Here is a 17,132-nt window from a genome sequence, read left to right as displayed (position 1 = left end):
GTCACGACGCCGCGTTGCGCTTGAACGCCCCGTCGTACCACCTGACCGGCGCCTGGAAGCAAGGCCCGTCGCCACCGATGTGAGCCTCTGGCGACGTATTCCTGCACACGCAGGGCCTGCCCACCCATCACGCCTACTGTCCGGCTGCCGCTCGGCTCTGCCGCGCCGCCTGCTGGGCACTGCGCCATGCAAGGAGATCGCATGAACATCGACGACACCGTCGCCTCGACCCTCACCCCGCCCACCGATACCGTCTTTGATGCGGCCACTGTCAATGAAACGCTGTGGATCACCAAGGAAGGCGGCAACCGGCGCATGCCGTTCGACCAGGGGCGGCTCGAACGGACCGTACACAGCGTGCACGCCGAGTTTCCGCAGCTGGACGTGGCGGACTACCTGCGCAGCGTGCTCGGGCAGATCGCGCGCCGGCAGCAGCTCAGCGCCGATGAGATGGTGGACCTGCTGATCCGCGAGGCGGAATCGCGCATCGATCTCACCGCGCCGGACTGGGAACACTTCGCCGCCCGCCTCTACCTGCGCCGCCTGTACAAGCGCGCCAGCAAGAACCGCTTCTACGATGCCACGCTGAAGTACGGCTCCTACGTGGGTCTGCAGGAGAGCCTGGCCGACCGTAACGTGTACTCGATCGACATCCTCAAGGCCTATTCCAAGGACGAACTGGAGGAAGCCGGGCAGATGATCGAGCCCGAGCGCGACACCCTGTTCGCCTACAACGGCCTGTACCTGCTCGCCACCCGCTATCTCGCCACCGACCACTCGCGTGCGGTGTACGAGCTGCCGCAGGAACGCTGGCTGACCATCGCGCTGTACCTGATGCAGCACGAGCACGAGCACGGCGAGCGCTCGCGGCGGCGGCGCATGCTGCTGGTGCGCGAGGCGTACTGGGCGCTGTCCCACCTGTACATGACGGTGGCGACGCCGACGCTTGCCAATGCCGGCAAGGTGGGCGGCCAGCTGTCGTCGTGCTTCATCGATACGGTGGACGACAGCCTGCAGGGCATCTACGACTCCAACACCGACGTGGCGCGCGTCTCCAAGCACGGCGGTGGCGTGGGTGCCTACCTGGGCTATGTGCGCTCCGCCGGTTCTTCGATCCGCGGCGTGGCCAATTCCTCCGGCGGCGTGGTGCCGTGGATCAAGCAGCTCAACAACACCGCGGTGAGCGTGGATCAGCTGGGCCAGCGCAAGGGCGCGATCGCGGTGTACCTGGATGTCTGGCACCGCGACATCGAAGCCTTCCTCGATCTGCGCCTGAACAACGGCGACCAGCGCCTGCGCGCGCACGATGTGTTCACCTCGGTATGCCTGCCGGACCTGTTCATGGAGGCTGTGGAGCGGCGGGGTGACTGGTATCTGTTCGATCCGTATGAGGTGAAGCGGATCAAGGGCTGGTACCTGCAGGACTTCCACGATGAGCAGCGCGGCCAGGGCAGCTTCCGCGAGAAGTACGAGGAGGTGGTGGCCGACGAGCGCATCAGCCGGCGCACGATCAAGGCCATCGACCTGTTCAAGCGGATCATGGTCAGCCAGCTGGAAACCGGCAATCCCTTCATGTTCTACCGGGACGAAGTGAACCGGATGAACCCGAACAAGCATGCCGGCAGCATCTACTCCAGCAACCTGTGCACCGAGATCCTGCAGAACATGAGCCCCACCCGCATGATCCAGGAGATGATCAGCGGCGACCAGATCGTAACGACCAAGCAGGCCGGCGATTTCGTGGTGTGCAATCTGTCCTCGATCAACCTGGGCCGCGCGGTGACGGCCGCCCCGGACCTGCTGAGCAGCGACGTGCTGGAGCGCCTGGTGCCGATCCAGGTGCGGATGCTGGACAACGTGATCGACCTCAACCAGCTGCCGGTGCCGCAGGCGACCATCACCAACCGCAAGTACCGCGCGATCGGCCTGGGCACGTTCGGCTGGCATCACCTGCTGGCCCTGCAGCAGATCGAGTGGAACTCGACCCAGGCCGAGGACTATGCGGACAGCCTGTACGAGCGCATCAACTACCTGACCATCCAGGCGAGCATGACGTTGGCCAAGGAAAAGGGCCGCTACCGCGCCTTCGTCGGCAGCGACTGGCAGAACGGCGAGTACTTCCGCGCACGTGGCTACGACAGCCCGGCCTGGCGGGAACTGGCGGCGCAGGTGGGCGTCAACGGCCTGCGCAATGGCTGGCTGATGGCGGTTGCCCCGAACATGAGCACCGCCCAGATCGCCGGCTCCACGGCCTCGATCGACCCGGTCTACGGCGCGTTCTACTACGAAGAAAAGAAGGACTTCCGCCGCCCGGTCGCCGCACCGGGGCTCTCGCTGGACACCTACCCGTACTACGAGAAAGGCGCGTACCGGGTCGACCAGTTCGCCAGCATCCGCCAGAACGCCCGCCGCCAGCGCCACGTGGACCAGTCGATCAGCTTCAACCTCTACGTGCCCAGCACCATCCGCGCCAGCACCCTGCTCGCGCTGCACATGAGTGCCTGGCGCGAAGGCCTGAAGACGACCTATTACGTGCGCTCGAACGACATCGATATTTCGGAGTGCGAATGGTGTGGTAGCTGACGACCGTTGGTCGTCAGCCCCTTGACCGGTAGTGCCGGCCGCTGGCCGGCAACCCCGCCAACCCATGCAATCGCATAGAACCAAGGACCCCCCATGGCCATCACCCTCGAACGCATCAAGATCCTCGAACCGCGCCACCCCAACCGCTCCACCGGCATCATCAACGGCCGCACCAGCGGCATCCTCAACTGGAACGACATCCCCTACCCGTCCTTCTACCGGGCGTACAAGGAGCTCTCGACCAACTTCTGGATTCCCGACGAAGTCGACATGAAGGGCGACGCGCGCCAGTACGGTGAGCTCAATGCCCGCGAGAAGAACGCCTACGACTCCATCATCGGCCTGCTCGCCACGCTGGACTCGCCGCAGACGCGCTTCATCTACAACGTCGCCGAGTACATCACCGATCCCGCCGCGCACGCCAACGCCGCGATCATCGGCCAGCAGGAGGTGATCCACAACGAGAGCTACAGCTACGTGCTGGCGTCGATCGCCGGCCTCGCCGACCAGAACCGCGTCTTCGAGATCGCCCGCACCCACCCCACCATCCTCGCCCGCAACGCGCCGATCATGCAGTCCTACGACGACTTCATGCGCGAGAAGACCGCCGAGACACTGATCCGTGCGCTGATCCAGTCCTCGATCCTGGAAGGCATCAACTTCTATTCCGGGTTCGCGTTCTTCTACAACCTGGTCCGCCAGAACCGCATGACCGGCACCGGCAAGATCATCAGCTTCATCAACCGCGACGAGCTGGCCCACACCAAGTTCATCAGCGAGCTGATCCGCGCCATCATCGGCGAGAACCCGGCCCTGCAGGGCGAGCAGCTGACCGCGTATGTGCATGAAGCCTTCGAGCACGCCATCCAGCTGGAGACGCGCTGGACCGGTGAAGTGCTCGACGGCATCGACGGCATCGACGTGGACGAGATGATCCGCTACGTGAAGTACCGCGCCAACAAGATGGCCGGCATGCTCGGCATCGAGAAGCTGTACAGCGAGACCAACGTCAACGTGATGCCGTGGATCAAGGCGTACGCCGACAACTTCACCGAGACCAAGACCGACTTTTTCGAGATGCGCAACGCCAGCTACAAGAAGACCAATTCGGACAATGGGTTCGACGATCTGTAAGGGGTCCGGGAAGATGCACATCCTGCTGGCTTTCGCCTCGCTGAGCGGCAACACCCGGGAGGTGGCGACGCTGATCCGGGCGCGCTGCGAAGCGCTGGGGCATCACGTGGACTGGCTCGACGTCGATGCCGGCGACGTGGCCGCCGTGCTGACGGACGCGGCACCCACGCTGTGCCTGCTCGGTTCCTGGACCGACAACGCCGGGCGTACCCCGGCGGAAATGAAGGACTGCGTCGCCGCGCTGCGTGACCGCTTCGGGTTGCCGCTGCCCTTCCCGGTGGCGGTGTTCGGCACCGGCGAAACCCAATGGGGCGAGGAGTACTACTGCGGCGCCGCGCATCGGCTGGCGCGGTTCTTCAGCTCGTCCTGCCCGGTACTCGAAATCGAGCAGATGCCGCACGGCGCCGAAGATACCCACGCCATCCACCACTGGACCGACACCGTGTTGGCCCACACCACGAGCACGACGACATGCTGACCCTGCACGCCCAGACCCCCGAGGATTACCACGCCGCCCTGCGCGAACATCCCGCCCTGCTGGTGGACTTCCACAAGGACGACTGCCCGGGATGCCGGATGCTGGAGATGTCACTGGCGAGCGTTGCCGGCGCGATTCAAGACGCTGGCATGACCCTGCTGAAGGTCAGACTCGAAACGGTTGGAGAAGGATTGTTCCGCGAGCTCGGGCTGCGGCAGACCCCTACATTGCTGGTGGTCCGCGACGGTCACGAAACCGCGCGGCTGGCGGGATTCCAGTCGCCGAAGCAGATTCTTGGCGTGCTCGGCGCTGGGTGACGCATATGCACGTCTGAACTCGCTAAGGGGGCGCGGCCGCCGCTTGCTGGCGCCTCGCCAGTGCGCAACGTCGCCGTGAGAAGCTGGGACTGTCGGCATATACGGATTGCAGCCTCTTAAACGCTCTAATTCGATTAGATCTTTCGATCCAAACTTACATTGGGCGTTGCGTTGCAAAAATCGAAATGCCCTGCATCCACTATCAGCATGCCTGAATGATCAGGCCCATGATGGAGAGATACCATGCAGATGGTCAAATTATTGACCGCAGCTATCATCTCGGGGGTAGCCGTATTCACAGCATACGTGGCGGATGGCGCACCTCCGTTCTGCGAGAAGCAATGCGATTACGATTACAAGACCTGTCTGAAAATAGGGGAAGACCCGGTAAAGTGCACGGAGGAGTATGCGAACTGCATGCAAGCCTGCAGAGACCACTCGCAACTTGCTACAGACATTCGGAGGTAGGGGGAACTCGCCACGTGGAATCGTCGCAGGCCAACCTTGGTCTGCGACGACCTCGGCTGCCTATCAATATTGAATCGCAATCGGACGCCTTGGCTCATCGGCAAGCTCTACGTCCAAACCACTCCGATAATATAAACCCGCGACCGGGACACAGCACTTCCATTGAAGCGGTACCTGCAATTCAGGCAACACTCCCTTCTTCACTTCATATGGCCAGCGAACATAGAGGCCCGATGCTGTCGTCAGCCATTCCGTGCGATCGGCGCAGACAACAGCCCGCGACGCTTGAACCACCATTCCAGCGGCAGCGTGACCAGCGGCGGTACCGCCGCGGCCAGCGCCAGCAGTGCCGCCCACCAGGGCCAGCGCAGACGGATGGCGGCGAGCACCGACACAACGACATAGACCATGAAGGCCACGCCGTGCACCGGCCCGAAGATCTTGACCCCGACCGGGGTCGGATCGGCCGCGTGATATTTGAGATACATGCCGATCAACAGGCCGGCCCAGGTCAAGGCTTCAACGAAGGCGACCGTGGCGAATACGCGGCCCATGGGGCTGATTGGCGACGCATGCTTCAAGAGGGGCTCGGGGTCGTAACGGAAAGGACCCGCATCATAGCCAGTGACGGCGAGTGATGCGAATCATTCTCAGCCATGCATGAAGGCGTCGCGACCAACGGTCGTGCCCCACCGTTCAGGGCGTGACCCACCGATGTCGGCGCCGCCGGTCGCAGCGCCGCCACACGACCCTCAGACAAACATGCCCCCCGATGCCTCCACCCGCTGCGCGTTGACCCATGCAGTCTGCGGCGACAACAACGCCACCGCCACCGGGCCGATGTCATCGGGCTTGCCCGGCCGGCCCATCGCGGTGACCGAGGACACCATCGCGTTGACCTGCGCATCGTCGCGCACGCGGCCACCCCCGAAGTCGGTTTCGATCGCGCCCGGCGCGAGTGTGTTGGCGCTGATGCCACGTGCGCCAAGCTCCTTAGCGAGGTAGCGGGTGAACACTTCGATGCCGCCCTTCATCATCGCGTAGGCCGAGCTGCCCGGCAGGGAGAAACGCGCCAGCCCGCTGGAGACGTTGAGGATGCGGCCGCCGTCGGCGATCAGCGGCAACAGCGCCTGGGTCAGGAAGTACGGGCCCTTCAGATGCACGGCGACCAGCGCGTCGAACTGCGCGACCGTGGTGTCGGCAATCATCGCGTGCAACCCTTCGCCGGCGTTGTTGAGCAGCCCCTGCAGGTGGGTCTCGCCCCACCCGTCCAGCACGGTGCGGACCTGGCCGGCGAAGGCAGCAAACCCGGCGCTGTCGGCCATGTCCAGCGGAATGGCCGCGGCGCGACGCCCCAGCGCCTCGATCCGGGTGACCACCTCCTGGGCGGCCTCGGCCTGGCTGCGGTAGGTGAGCACGATGTCGGCGCCATCGGCGGCCAACGCGAGGGCGGCATTGCGGCCGAGGCCACGGCTGCCGCCGGTGATCAGAACGATTCGGCGTGCGTTGTGCATGTCAGTCACCTGCTTGGATAAGGGAGGCCAGCGTATTGGCATTGCAGAGCGGCATAAATGAGCGGATGCTGATTTGACTGTCCATACTTCGCGAACAATCCATGGATCGCCTCGATCAACTGCGCTGCTTCCTGCGGGTCGCCGAACTGGGCTCGTTCACCGGCGCGGCCGACAGCCTCGGCCTGCCCAAAGCCAGTGTGTCCTTGGCCGTGCAACGGCTGGAAGCGGAAGTGGGCGTGCAGCTGCTGCACCGGACCACGCGCCGGGTGCAGCTCACCGCGGATGGCGCCCAGTTCCAGGCGCGCGCGCACGATCTGCTGCACGAGATGGACGATCTGCAGGGCATGTTCCGGATCGATACCAGCCAGTTGAAGGGCCGCCTGCGGGTGGACATGTCCAGTGGGCTGGCCAGGCAACTGGTGATTCCGCAGCTGCCGGAGTTCCTGGCCCGGCATCCGGGGGTGGAGATCGAGCTGAGCGGTACCGACCGTCGGGTCGATCTGATCCGCGAAGGCTTCGACTGCGTGCTGCGGGTCGGCCCACTGGATGACAACACGCTGGTCGCCCGCCCGCTCGGGCAGCTGCCGATCATCAACTGCGCCAGCCCGGCGTATCTGGCCGCGCGCGGTACACCCACGACGCTGGACGATCTGGCCGGCCACGCCCTGATCCACTACGTCGGCACCCTCGGCCAGCGCTCGCCTGGTTTCGAGTACCCCGACGGTGAGGTCTATCGCAGCCTGCCGATGGGGGGCGCGGTGACGGTCAACAGCGGCGATGGATACAGCGCGGCGGCGCTGGCCGGGCTGGGCATCATCCAGGTGCCACGGCTGGGCGTGCGCCAGGCCTTGGCGGCGGGCACGCTGGTGGAGATTCTCACCGGAGTGAAGGCCGAGCCCATGCCGGTCACGCTGCTGTATGCCCAGCGCCGTCATCTGCCGCGCCGGGTGGCCGCGTTCATGGACTGGGCGGCGGCGGTGATCCGGCCGGAGCTGTTGCCGATGGCATGAGCGGCGCACGGCGGTGACGCTGGTGCGGGTGGGGCTGTGCGCGCGGTGGGAAAAGGCCCGACGGGCGTGCCGGACGATGGCGTTACCATCGGTCCACTGCCCACCGGATGCGCACCATGACGGCCCTGCCCTTCGATCCCCGCCCGCGCCGCGCTGCCTTCCGCGCACTGCATGAGGACGGCTGCTTCGTGCTGCCCAATCCGTGGGATGCCGGCAGCGCACGCTATCTGCACAGCCTCGGCTTCCAGGCGCTGGCCTCGACCAGCTCCGGCTATGCGTGGAGCCAGGCGCAGGCCGATGGCACGCTGACCCTGGACGAAACGCTCGCGCACCTGCACGGCCTGGCCGCCGCGACCCCGCTCCCGTTGAATGCCGATTTCGGCGATGGCTTCGGCACGCTGGAGGATGTCGGCCGCAACGTCACCCGCGCCATCGCCACCGGGGTGGCGGGCATTTCCATCGAAGACGCCAGCACCGATCCCGCCCATCCGCTGCGCACGCTGGAGGATGCCGTCGCACGGGTACGCGCCGCACGCCGTGCGATCGACGCCTCCGGTGAGGACGTGCTGCTGATCGGCCGCGCCGAGAACTTCTTCGTCGGCCGCCCCGACCTGGACGATGCGATCACCCGCCTGCGGGCCTATGCCGACGCCGGCGCGGACTGTCTGTACGCGCCGGGCATCAGCACCCGCGAACAGATCGAGGCCGTCGTGGCTGCGGTGGCGCCGCGTCCGGTCAACCTGCTGGTCGGCAGCGCACTGCCCTTCACCCTGCAGGACATCGCCGGCATGGGCGTGCGCCGGGTCAGCGTGGGCGGTGCGATGGCGCGCACCGCCTGGGCCGGGATGATGCGCGCCTCGCAGTTGCTGATGGACGAAGGCCGCTTCGACGGGTTCGCCGACGCGGCCTCCGGGGCGGTGTTGAATCAGTTGTTCCGCTGATCAGGCTCAGTGGCTGGACAGCACCACCACCGCACCCGTGACCAGCGCGATCCCCACCCAGCCGATCGGGCGCAGGCGGTTGCCGAACAGCACGCGCCCGCAGAGCGCGGTGCCGGTCACCCCGATGGCGCCCCACATCGCATAGGCCGTGGCCAGGTCCATGGTCTTGACCGCCTGGCCGAGCAACGCGAAGGCAATCCAGACCAGCCCGATCGCGGCGACGCCCCACGCCGGCTTACGGAAGCCATCGGACTTGGCGACCATCATGTTGGCGGCGATGTCGATCAGCGCCGAGCACAGCACGAACAGGAACGCGGTGAGATTCATGACGTGTGCTCCTCGCCGAGGGTGACGCAGACGATGCCGGCCGCCGCCATCACCAGCCCGATCATCTGCTGCACCGAGAGGCTGTCCTTGAACACGAACATGCCGACCAGCGTCAGCAGGGTCAGGCCGAGGCCTTCCCAGACCGCGTAGGCCACACCGACCGCGATGCCACGCACGGACAGCGCCAGGAAGTAGTACGAAATGGCCAGGGCCACGGCCATGACGACATAGCCGAGGTGGCCGCCATGACGGGCGGCATCGGCCATGAACGAGGTACCGACCACTTCGGCGACGATCGCCGCGGTCAGGCATGCCCAGGCGATCAGACCGCCACGGGCACCGGGTTGCGAATGCACCTGTGTGTGCATGGAAAGCTCCTTGATTGCGGCCGGCGCACACCGACGGAACGTCGGACACCGGGGCATCGGCCGGGATGGCGGATGCACGTGCGTCGCAGCGGGCCGGGTGACATGGCGGCCGACACCAGGTCGGCACCGCATCGGCACCGCATCGTGCAGGTACCGACCGCATCGGCACCGCACCGGTAGGTACCGACCGTTGGTCGGTACACGCGGGCCGGACCATGGTACCCAAGCGACGCGCCCATTATCATCGCCTTTTCCATCACTCCAAAGATGGAATCCATCGACAAAGGCGATACATCCATGCGTTACGGCCCCGAATCCCTGCACGCCTTCGTCGAAGCCGCCGCACTCGGCTCGTTCTCCGCCGCCGCCCGCCGCCTGAAGAAGACCCAATCGACCATCAGCACCGCGATCGCCACGCTGGAGGCCGACCTGGGCCTCACGTTGTTCGACCGCAGCAGCCGCTATCCGGTCCTGACCGAAGACGGCCGCAAAGTGCTGGGCCATGCGCAGGAAATCCTCGCCGCCGCCGATCGCCTGGAGCAGCTCAGCATCCGGCTGGCCGACGAGGTCGAACCGCGCCTGAGCCTGGTGTTCTCGGACATCTACCAGCTCAACCCCGACCAGCATCTGCTGCGTCGGTTCGAGCAGCGCTTCCCGGATATCGAGCTGGAATGGCTGGATGCCGAAGGCAGCGATGTGCTCGACGTGGTGAAACGGGGGCGCGCCCATCTCGGGCTGATCCCGCATCAGCCGGCCTACCCGTCCGAACTGGCCGTGCGTGCCCTGCCCCTGCGCGCGGACATGGCCATCTTCGTCGCCACCGGCCACCCGCTGGCGGCGCTGCCTGCGCCCGACGAATCGCATCTGGCCAGCCACCGCCAGATCTGCCTGAGCGGCGATGCCGCACGCGAGGGCCACGCACGCGGCCGCACCTGGTCGGCGTCGGATTACCTGATGGTGCTGGAGATGGCCGAGGACGGGTTCGGCTGGGCGGCGTTGCCGCGCTCGCTGGTGACGCGCTATGGCCGGGGCATGCTGGTTGAGCTGCCGCTGCCCGGCTGGCCGCGGCTGGTCTCCACCGATGCGGTATGGCAAAAGGGCACGCCGCTGGGGCCGGCGGCGCTGTGGCTGCTGGATCACTTCCTGCTGCCGACCCCCTGACGCGCCCCCTCAGGACGCGGGCTGCTCCCTGCGCTGCAACGCCGCCAGGGCGAGCAGCACGACGACGGCCATCCCCAGCGGGAATACGATCAGCGGCCACGCCGTGTCCCCGGGCAACACCAGCACCACCGCGGTGCCGGCTACACCCACCAGCAGGCTCTCCACGCAGAAGTACACCGCGACAGCCAGGCCCGCCATGTCGTCGAACGCCTTCAACGCTCCATTGGCGGTCACCGCCACGGTGACCACGATGCCGACGGCCGACACCCACATCGGCAGGATGAACGTCACGAATGACGGCCGATCCAACCACTGTCCCGCGACGAGCAGGACCGCCCCCATGACCAGCAGTCCCATGCCACGCGCCAGGCAGCCGCCCTCGCCCCAGCGCATCACGCCACGACGGACCCAGCGGGTGGTGATCACCATCACCAACGCCACTGTGGCGAACGTCAGGCTGAAGGCCAGCGGTGCGTAGCCCGCGCGCTCGATGAGGACGCGCGGCGCGGTGGAGAAGAACACGAAGAACGTGCCCATCGCGGCACTGAAGCCGAGCGTGTAGGTCCAGAACCGCAGGCTGCGCAGCACCCGCCCGACATGTCGCGGCGACGCATCGGCCCGGATGGGGCGGGTTTCATGCCAGCCACGAGCTGCATTCGCCAGCGCAAGTGACGCAACCAGCCCCAGAGCGATGAAAATCGCGCGCCAGCCCCACCCCCCGGCAAGCAACGCGCCGAGAATCGGTCCCAACGCCGGGACGAAGGCAAGCATCGCGCTGAACACGGCGTAGATCGTCGTCCCTTCTTCACGATGGGCGTAGACGTCGCGCACGGTGGCAAAGGTCGCGACCAGCATCGCCGAGGCACCCAGGGCCTGCAGCACGCGGAACGTGATGAACATCGGCACGTCCGAGGAGGCGGCCATGCCGATCGAGGCGACTGCGAACAGCGCTCCTCCTCCGAGCAGGACCGGGCGCCGGCCGAGCCGGTCCGCGAGCGGACCGAACAGCAGTTGCCCCACGCCCAGCAGCACCATGTAGACACTCAAGGTGAGCTGGATGACTGCCGGCGTGGTGCCGAGCACCCTTGGCATCTGGGGTACGACGGGGAGATAGATATCCATCGCCAGCGAGGCCAGGATATCGAACGGTGCCATCAGCCAGAGCGCTGCAGGCAGGGAGTGGGTCCAGACAGGATTTCGAGCAGACATGCGTAGACCTCCGCGCAGTGAAGAACACAGCGCAGCGTCTGTCCTATCAGGCAATGCCGTTCGACAGAGCGCCGCAACAACGACCAGGGTTGTTGCGGCTTACTCGTCCGAGGACTTGGCGTTTCCCATGCAGTTACTCCCAGGCCGGATCAGCGGCCGACTGGATGCGCGATAGCGTAATCGATCGCCGCGCAGATCGCCGCCACCTGGGCGTCGTTGCACTGCTGCGGGGTGGCACGCGGGCTGTCCGGGTACACCTCGGTGGTGGTGGTATACCTTGCGCCACTGACACTGGCGCACAGGCCCAGTTTCTCCAGCGGATACTCGATCACCCCCGGCGCAACCACCTGCGAGCCGATGATCTCGCCCTTGTCGTCGGCCGGGGCAATATGGGTCACCCGCTCGACCGCCGCATTGACCGCGGTCTGGAACGCGGGCTGCGGGTTCTCGCTGTCATCGACCAGATAGAAACCATCGGGGATCAGGCCCGGCTCAAACGGTTTGCCGTCGCGTGCGGCCAGGGCCGGGCGGAATTCGGTCTCATCCGTGTCGGTGGTTTCGTGCAGGTCGATATGCATCGCGATGCTGCCGCGCAGCGGCGCGACCAGGGCCATCAGCGCTGCGGATTCGGCCGCCGGGCTGTTGGCCATGAACGAGCGGTTCGGATCGATCGCATCGGCGTTCCAGCGCTGGATGCGCTCGTAGCCCCAGGGGCTGACGCAGGGCACCACCAGCAGATTGGCGCGGCCGGCATACTCCGCTGCACGGGTCTGCAGGAACTGCAGTGCGCCCTGCACGCCGCTGGTTTCGTAGCCATGGATGCCGCCGGTGACCAGCATCGTCGGCAGCGCCGGATTCCAGTCGCGGCTGCGCACCGCGAACAGCGGGTACTGGTCCGGCGCGTAGTCCAGCGTGCCGTACTGGCTCACATCGAACGCATCGCGCAGCGCGTCGACCGCTGGCAGCACGTCCTCGGCATAGCGCCGCTGCGGCACCTGGCGGGCACGCCACTGCGCCTTCTCCGCCGCGCCCCACGGCTGGCCGGGGGTGCCGATGGAATAGAAGGAGGCGTCGTTCATGGCGTGCTCGTCTGTGTTGCGGTGTGGAACGGCGATTTTACCATCGCCTTCAGCCTCGCCGCGCCGGGCTGCCCGCTTACGTCCGGGCAAGCTGCGCGACAGCGTCCTCCACCGGCCGGTCGCCTTCGGTCAGCTCGATGATCGTGCGGCGCACCTCGGGGTGCTCGACCAGCGCGACCAGCGTGGCAGCCACATCGGCGCGTGGGATATCGCCGTACGCAATCGCCGGACCGGCGCTGACGCGGCCCGTGCCCGGCGCATCGCTCAACGTGCCCGGGCGCAGGATCACCCAGCCCAGATCGGTGGCGGCCAGATACACATCGGCGCGCTTCTTGACCGTCATGTAATTCTCGAAGCCCTCGCCCATACCCTTGTTGCGGCCCGCTTCCGGGAATGCCGAGACCAGCAGGAAGCGACGCACGCCGGCCTGCCGGGCGGCATCGACGGCAAGTTCCAGGCCGCGGCCATCGATGGCGTTGGTCACTTCCACGCCTGCGCCACCCGCACCGGCGGTGAACACCACCACGTCACTGCCGGCCATCTGTGCGGCCAGTGCAGCCACGTCGGTGGCGGTGAGATCACCGGTGACCGGCGTAGCGCCCAGTGCCTCCAGTTCAGCGCCCTGCCCGGCGCGGCGATGCAGTGCGAGCACGCGATGCTGTTTGTCGGTCAGCTGCTTGACCAGGTGACGGCCGACCTTGCCGGCCGCGCCGACGATGAAGACAGTGCTCAAGACGGTTCTCCTGTTTCAATCGGCCTGCAAGGGTACGCAGGCGGATGTGACACGACCGTCCCGACGCGCGTCGTCGTTCAGCCGCCGCTGTACTGCGCGTCGCTGACCTGCTCCATCCACGTCACCGGCGAACCGTCGACCGCTTCTGCGATCGCGATATGCGTCATCGCGGTAGCGGCCTTCGCGCCATGCCAGTGCTTGACGCCCGGCGGGATCCAGACGATGTCGCCGGGTCGGATGTCGCGCGCGGGCTTGCCCCATTCCTGCACGCTGCCCACGCCCGCGGTGACGATCAGGGTCTGGCCCAAGGGATGGGTATGCCACGCGGTGCGTGCGCCGGGCTCGAAGGTGACAGTGGCTCCGCCGACCCGTGCGGGCGCATCGGTCTGGAACGGTGCATCGATGCGCACCTGGCCGGTGAAATAGTCCGCCGGACCGGCCGCCGAGGCGGTGGTGCCCGCGCTGGTGATGCGGATGGGCGCGGTTTCGGTGGGCATGGCGCGATCTCCTGAAGGAACGGCGCAGCTCGCCGCTGACCCTCACTGTAGGGGCGCGGCCGCACCGGGACTAGCGGCCACAACCGGCATGCCGTCATGAGCCCAGCTCATCAATGGAGCGTGCCGGTAGAGCCGACCCAGGGTCGGCTGCATTCCGGCGGGCTCCGCGACAGCCGACCATGGGTCGGCTCTACCGTAGCTGTCACGGGCGCAGCAGCACCTTGCCGTTGCGGCCCGGCTCCAGGCTGGCCTTGGCGGCATCACCGACCTCATCCAGCCCGAACACGCCGTCCACCGGCAGGCTCAATCCACCTCGGGCGGCCAGTTGCAGCAGTTCGCCGACCAGGCGACGCTTGTCCTCCGGCGCCATCGCCTGGCTGACCTTGCTGCCCCAGAAGCCCTTCACCGTAGCCTGCTTGAAGATCACGTCGCCCGAGCTGAGCTGCATCGGCTCGCCGGTCATCGAGCCGAACGAGACCAGCGTGCCGCCATCGCCGAGCAGGGTCATCAGCTCGCTGCTCGCGCGCCCGCCGACCGAGTCGACCGCTGCGGCGATCGAGGCGCCGCCAGTCGCGGCCTGCACCTGCGCCATCCAGTCCGACTGCGCGGTGGAGATGGTGTGGTCGATGCCGAGGCCGCTCATCTCCGCCACGCCCGCGTCACGCCGCACCAGGTTGATGCAGTGCACGCCGCGCGCCTTGGCCAGCATCGCCAGCGCCTTGCCGACCGCGCCGTTGGCCGCATTCTGGAGGATCCACTGGCCTTCCTTCACCTGCAGGAATTCCAGCAGCATCAGCGCGCTCAGCGGCATGGCGATCAGCTGCGCGGCGGTGTTGTCATCGATGCTGTCCGGCATCGGAATGACCATGCGTGCCGGCGCGATGAAGTGCTCAGCCCAGGTGCCATGCACCGAGGCGGCGCTGACACGCTGGCCGATCTTCAGGCCCTCGACGCCCTCGCCCAGCGCGTCGATCACGCCGGTGCCTTCGCTGCCACCGATCGCCGGCAGCTCGGGCTTGTAGCCGTACTGGCCGCGCACGGTCCACAGGTCGTGGTTGTGGATGGGCGCCAGCACGGTGCGGATGCGCACCTCGCCGGCCGCCGGGGTCGGCTGCGGCACGTCGCCGCCGTGCAGTACCTGGGTGGGGTCACCAAAGGTGGTATGGATCGCAGCGCGCATCAGCAACGCTCCTTCTTCACGATGTTCATGGGGGTCTCCTGCAACGGGAATCAACGACGATGACGGTGGGCGGCGGCGATCGCGCGCGGCTGGCGGTACGCGCGTACGCGCAGCCAGACGGTCTGGATCACCACGATGATGATCAGCACCAGGGCCAGGGTGGCGATGTTGCCCGCCCCCGGCAGATCCCAGCCGGACTGCTTGACGTACATGCCCGCCAGCGCCCAGATCACGGCCGCCGGATAGGCGAAATGCCCGCGCAGCAGCTGGTTCACCACCAGCACCAGCAGCGTGGCCAGGACCAGCAGCACCAGGCTCCAGCCGAGCATGGTGTCGGTCGGCAACCAACGGTAGGCGACGATCACCTGGGCAGTGTTGAGGTAGGCCGCCAGCGACAGCCAGCCCGCATGCAACCCGAGCGGATAGGCGGCCCAGGCGCGCTGACCGCCCGGAGCGGTGATCGGCGAGGCGCGGTAGGCGGCCACGATCAGGCAGATCAAGGCCGCCCAGATGATCGCCAGCGCCGGCAGGAACCACTGGTTGGAGAACACCGGCATCCACGCGGCGGTCAGCGCGAAACCGGCGGCGGCCCATGGGCGCACCCCGGTGATGTCGGGCTTGCGCAGGCGCAGCTGCCAGAACCCGAACAGCACGTCCCACAGGAAGATCACGCCCCAGATCGCGAAGGCGTACCCGGCCGCCACCAGCAGCGTCGGATACTGGTCGGACACTGCGCCGTTGGTCGGGCCGAACATGCCGGTCTGTGAGAGCCATGCCACTACGGGCATCGCCAATGCGGCCAACAACACGATCCAACGCATGCATCCACTCCAGCTGAAAAGAGCGGTGAAGATACGCGGTTCAGGGTTAAGACGTTGGGAGGGGGCGCGGGCGGCGCACGAACAGGCTCAGGGCCGCTGCCGCGGTCGCCAGGGTCGCCACGCCCATCCAGCCCCACTCCGCGAGGGCCAAGCTTCCCAGCGCGCCGCCCGCGGCCATGCCGAGGAAGACGCCGGTGAACAGCAGTGCGTTGAGCCGGCTGCGCGCCTCGGGCATCAGCCCGTAGACCAGGGTCTGGTGCGAGACCAGGGCCGACTGGAAGCCGAAATCGAACACCATGGCACTCACCGCCAGCAGCGGCACCACCGTGACCCGCGGCAGCCACGGATCCAGCAGGAGCATCGCAAACCCGCACAGCGCGACCAGAATCGCGATCCGGGCCACCGCATGGCTGCCGAGCCGGTCGGCCCACCGCCCGGCCAGCGGTGCCGCCAGCGCACCCGCCGCACCGGCGATGCCGAAGGCGCCGGCCACCGCACTGCCCAGTTGATAGCGACTGTGCAGCATCAGGGCCAGAGTCGACCAGAACGCACTGAACCCGACCGCCAGCAGCCCCTGCGCGAACACGGCGCGGCGCAGCGCTGGTTGCCCGCGCCACAGCGCCACCAGCGACGCCAGCAAGGCCGGATAGCGCAGCGTGGTACTCGGCGCGAAGCGCGGCAGCTCCCGTCCCAGGGCCACCGCCATCAGCCCGACCGAAAGCGCCGCGAGGCCGAACATCGTGCGCCAGCCGAGCCATTCAGCGACCAGCCCGCTGGCGACGCGTGAGAGCAGGATGCCGAGCAGGAGCCCGGTCATGACCTTCCCGACCACGGCGCCCCGGTTTGCCTCAGGTGCAAGGCTGGCTGCCGCGGGTACGACGTCCTGGGCGACTGTCGCCGTCAGGCCCACCAGCAGACTGGCCAGCAGCAGCGTCGGCAGACTGCCAGCCAGTGCCGCCCCGCCAAGCGCCATGGCGAGCAGCGCGGCCTTGACCAGGATCAGCCGACGGCGATCGAAGCGGTCGCCCAATGGCGCCAGCAGCAGAATGCCGAGCGCATAACCCAGCTGCGTCAGCGTAGGCACCAGGCCGATGGCGGCGGGCGCCGCGGACAGGCTGGGTCCCATCACCCCCAGCATGGGCTGGCTGTAGTAGATGGAAGCAACGGAAAAACCGGTCGCCGCGGCCATCGCCAGGATCAACCTCGGTGCCAGCGTCTGCGCGGGCGGCGCGATGGCAGGTATATGCAGGACAGACATGGGCAGCTCCAACCACGGGGAAAGTGGGGCCAGCATCGTCCTCCCCAGGCGCGG

Annotated in this window: 17 protein-coding genes and 1 pseudogene; 7 read left to right on the top strand and 11 right to left on the bottom strand. The window is 67.0% G+C overall.

Features of this window, described 5'->3' with window-relative positions; genetic code table 11:
- Window positions 1–279: 279 nt before the first annotated feature.
- The 4 genes and pseudogenes from HDC96_RS03870 to HDC96_RS03855 form a co-directional block, all read left to right on the top strand.
- Window positions 280–2,583: pseudogene (locus HDC96_RS03870) on the top strand (ribonucleoside-diphosphate reductase subunit alpha); the annotation flags it as partial.
- 93 nt (window positions 2,584–2,676) lie between these two features.
- On the top strand, window positions 2,677–3,717 hold the full coding sequence (locus tag HDC96_RS03865) for a ribonucleotide-diphosphate reductase subunit beta (RefSeq protein WP_179458818.1): 1,041 nt from the start codon (window positions 2,677–2,679) through the stop codon (window positions 3,715–3,717).
- Between the two features lie 13 nt (window positions 3,718–3,730).
- Entirely contained in the window at window positions 3,731–4,195 is a 465-nt protein-coding gene (locus tag HDC96_RS03860) for a flavodoxin (RefSeq protein WP_179458817.1), read from the top strand.
- A complete protein-coding gene (locus tag HDC96_RS03855; RefSeq protein WP_176988796.1) occupies window positions 4,189–4,512 on the top strand; it encodes a thioredoxin family protein in 324 nt (107 codons plus the stop codon). Before HDC96_RS03860 ends, HDC96_RS03855 begins: the two co-directional genes overlap by 7 nt.
- Before the next feature lie 710 nt (window positions 4,513–5,222).
- On the opposite strand, the gene HDC96_RS03850 is transcribed toward HDC96_RS03855, so the two are convergent.
- The gene (locus tag HDC96_RS03850; protein ID WP_257018580.1) at window positions 5,223–5,534 is read right to left on the bottom strand and encodes a DUF3817 domain-containing protein; all 312 of its coding nucleotides are present in this window, start codon (window positions 5,532–5,534) and stop codon (window positions 5,223–5,225) included.
- A 198-nt stretch (window positions 5,535–5,732) separates the two neighbouring features.
- Window positions 5,733–6,494 (bottom strand): SDR family oxidoreductase, encoded by a 762-nt coding sequence (locus HDC96_RS03845; protein ID WP_179458815.1) that lies wholly within the window; start codon window positions 6,492–6,494, stop codon window positions 5,733–5,735.
- Window positions 6,495–6,595: 101 nt separating this feature from the next.
- Between HDC96_RS03845 and HDC96_RS03840 the strand changes: the two genes are divergently transcribed.
- A complete protein-coding gene (locus HDC96_RS03840) occupies window positions 6,596–7,504 on the top strand; it encodes a LysR family transcriptional regulator (protein WP_179458814.1) in 909 nt (302 codons plus the stop codon).
- A 116-nt stretch (window positions 7,505–7,620) separates the two neighbouring features.
- Window positions 7,621–8,445: an isocitrate lyase/phosphoenolpyruvate mutase family protein gene (locus HDC96_RS03835; RefSeq protein WP_179458813.1), complete on the top strand. Its 825-nt coding sequence runs from the start codon at window positions 7,621–7,623 to the stop codon at window positions 8,443–8,445.
- A 6-nt stretch (window positions 8,446–8,451) separates the two neighbouring features.
- On the opposite strand, the gene HDC96_RS03830 is transcribed toward HDC96_RS03835, so the two are convergent.
- On the bottom strand, window positions 8,452–8,772 hold the full coding sequence (locus HDC96_RS03830; protein WP_179458812.1) for a multidrug efflux SMR transporter: 321 nt from the start codon (window positions 8,770–8,772) through the stop codon (window positions 8,452–8,454).
- Window positions 8,769–9,140, bottom strand: a complete 372-nt coding sequence (locus HDC96_RS03825) for a multidrug efflux SMR transporter (protein ID WP_179458811.1) — start codon at window positions 9,138–9,140, stop codon at window positions 8,769–8,771. The genes HDC96_RS03830 and HDC96_RS03825 overlap by 4 nt, the downstream gene beginning before the upstream one ends.
- A gap of 297 nt (window positions 9,141–9,437) precedes the next feature.
- Here HDC96_RS03825 and HDC96_RS03820 point away from each other — a divergent pair, with 297 nt between their 5' ends.
- Complete coding sequence (locus tag HDC96_RS03820) at window positions 9,438–10,301, top strand: LysR family transcriptional regulator (protein WP_179458810.1); 864 nt, start codon at window positions 9,438–9,440, stop codon at window positions 10,299–10,301.
- Between the two features lie 9 nt (window positions 10,302–10,310).
- Here the strand turns inward: HDC96_RS03820 and cml are convergent, their stop codons facing one another.
- The 7 genes from cml to HDC96_RS03785 all read right to left on the bottom strand — a co-directional run bounded on the left by cml (window position 10,311) and on the right by HDC96_RS03785 (window position 17,078).
- On the bottom strand, window positions 10,311–11,510 hold the full coding sequence (gene cml, locus HDC96_RS03815; protein WP_179458809.1) for a CmlA/FloR family chloramphenicol efflux MFS transporter: 1,200 nt from the start codon (window positions 11,508–11,510) through the stop codon (window positions 10,311–10,313).
- 149 nt (window positions 11,511–11,659) lie between these two features.
- Window positions 11,660–12,589 (bottom strand): M14 family metallocarboxypeptidase, encoded by a 930-nt coding sequence (locus HDC96_RS03810; protein ID WP_179458808.1) that lies wholly within the window; start codon window positions 12,587–12,589, stop codon window positions 11,660–11,662.
- Window positions 12,590–12,665: 76 nt separating this feature from the next.
- Complete coding sequence (locus HDC96_RS03805) at window positions 12,666–13,322, bottom strand: SDR family oxidoreductase (protein WP_179458807.1); 657 nt, start codon at window positions 13,320–13,322, stop codon at window positions 12,666–12,668.
- 77 nt (window positions 13,323–13,399) lie between these two features.
- Window positions 13,400–13,819 carry a cupin domain-containing protein gene (locus HDC96_RS03800; protein WP_179458806.1) on the bottom strand — a complete coding sequence of 140 codons (420 nt, stop codon included), beginning with the start codon at window positions 13,817–13,819 and terminating at the stop codon, window positions 13,400–13,402.
- A gap of 202 nt (window positions 13,820–14,021) precedes the next feature.
- The gene (locus tag HDC96_RS03795) at window positions 14,022–14,999 is read right to left on the bottom strand and encodes a zinc-binding dehydrogenase (RefSeq protein WP_179458805.1); all 978 of its coding nucleotides are present in this window, start codon (window positions 14,997–14,999) and stop codon (window positions 14,022–14,024) included.
- A 50-nt stretch (window positions 15,000–15,049) separates the two neighbouring features.
- Window positions 15,050–15,820 (bottom strand): hypothetical protein, encoded by a 771-nt coding sequence (locus HDC96_RS03790; protein ID WP_179458804.1) that lies wholly within the window; start codon window positions 15,818–15,820, stop codon window positions 15,050–15,052.
- Between the two features lie 46 nt (window positions 15,821–15,866).
- Window positions 15,867–17,078 (bottom strand): MFS transporter, encoded by a 1,212-nt coding sequence (locus tag HDC96_RS03785; protein WP_257018579.1) that lies wholly within the window; start codon window positions 17,076–17,078, stop codon window positions 15,867–15,869.
- Window positions 17,079–17,132 lie beyond the last annotated feature (54 nt).

It is taken from the genome of Stenotrophomonas sp. JAI102 (genome assembly GCF_013409105.1).
GTDB classification, from domain to species: Bacteria; Pseudomonadota; Gammaproteobacteria; order Xanthomonadales; family Xanthomonadaceae; genus Stenotrophomonas; species Stenotrophomonas maltophilia_AA.
This window is presented reverse-complemented; position numbering and strand designations above follow the sequence as displayed.

What these genes read in the sequence shown, in the direction of transcription:
- HDC96_RS03785 (WP_257018579.1), bottom strand. Translation starts at nt 17,078, where the DNA reads ATGTCTGTCCTGCATATACCTGCCATCGCGCCGCCCGCGCAGACGCTG.
- HDC96_RS03860 (WP_179458817.1), top strand. Translation starts at nt 3,731, where the DNA reads ATGCACATCCTGCTGGCTTTCGCCTCGCTGAGCGGCAACACCCGGGAG.
- HDC96_RS03790 (WP_179458804.1), bottom strand. Translation starts at nt 15,820, where the DNA reads ATGCGTTGGATCGTGTTGTTGGCCGCATTGGCGATGCCCGTAGTGGCA.
- HDC96_RS03820 (WP_179458810.1), top strand. Translation starts at nt 9,438, where the DNA reads ATGCGTTACGGCCCCGAATCCCTGCACGCCTTCGTCGAAGCCGCCGCA.
- HDC96_RS03830 (WP_179458812.1), bottom strand. Translation starts at nt 8,772, where the DNA reads ATGAATCTCACCGCGTTCCTGTTCGTGCTGTGCTCGGCGCTGATCGAC.
- HDC96_RS03835 (WP_179458813.1), top strand. Translation starts at nt 7,621, where the DNA reads ATGACGGCCCTGCCCTTCGATCCCCGCCCGCGCCGCGCTGCCTTCCGC.
- HDC96_RS03855 (WP_176988796.1), top strand. Translation starts at nt 4,189, where the DNA reads ATGCTGACCCTGCACGCCCAGACCCCCGAGGATTACCACGCCGCCCTG.
- HDC96_RS03850 (WP_257018580.1), bottom strand. Translation starts at nt 5,534, where the DNA reads ATGGGCCGCGTATTCGCCACGGTCGCCTTCGTTGAAGCCTTGACCTGG.
- HDC96_RS03840 (WP_179458814.1), top strand. Translation starts at nt 6,596, where the DNA reads ATGGATCGCCTCGATCAACTGCGCTGCTTCCTGCGGGTCGCCGAACTG.
- HDC96_RS03845 (WP_179458815.1), bottom strand. Translation starts at nt 6,494, where the DNA reads ATGCACAACGCACGCCGAATCGTTCTGATCACCGGCGGCAGCCGTGGC.
- HDC96_RS03825 (WP_179458811.1), bottom strand. Translation starts at nt 9,140, where the DNA reads ATGCACACACAGGTGCATTCGCAACCCGGTGCCCGTGGCGGTCTGATC.
- HDC96_RS03795 (WP_179458805.1), bottom strand. Translation starts at nt 14,999, where the DNA reads ATGCGCGCTGCGATCCATACCACCTTTGGTGACCCCACCCAGGTACTG.
- HDC96_RS03865 (WP_179458818.1), top strand. Translation starts at nt 2,677, where the DNA reads ATGGCCATCACCCTCGAACGCATCAAGATCCTCGAACCGCGCCACCCC.
- cml (WP_179458809.1), bottom strand. Translation starts at nt 11,510, where the DNA reads ATGTCTGCTCGAAATCCTGTCTGGACCCACTCCCTGCCTGCAGCGCTC.
- HDC96_RS03810 (WP_179458808.1), bottom strand. Translation starts at nt 12,589, where the DNA reads ATGAACGACGCCTCCTTCTATTCCATCGGCACCCCCGGCCAGCCGTGG.
- HDC96_RS03800 (WP_179458806.1), bottom strand. Translation starts at nt 13,819, where the DNA reads ATGCCCACCGAAACCGCGCCCATCCGCATCACCAGCGCGGGCACCACC.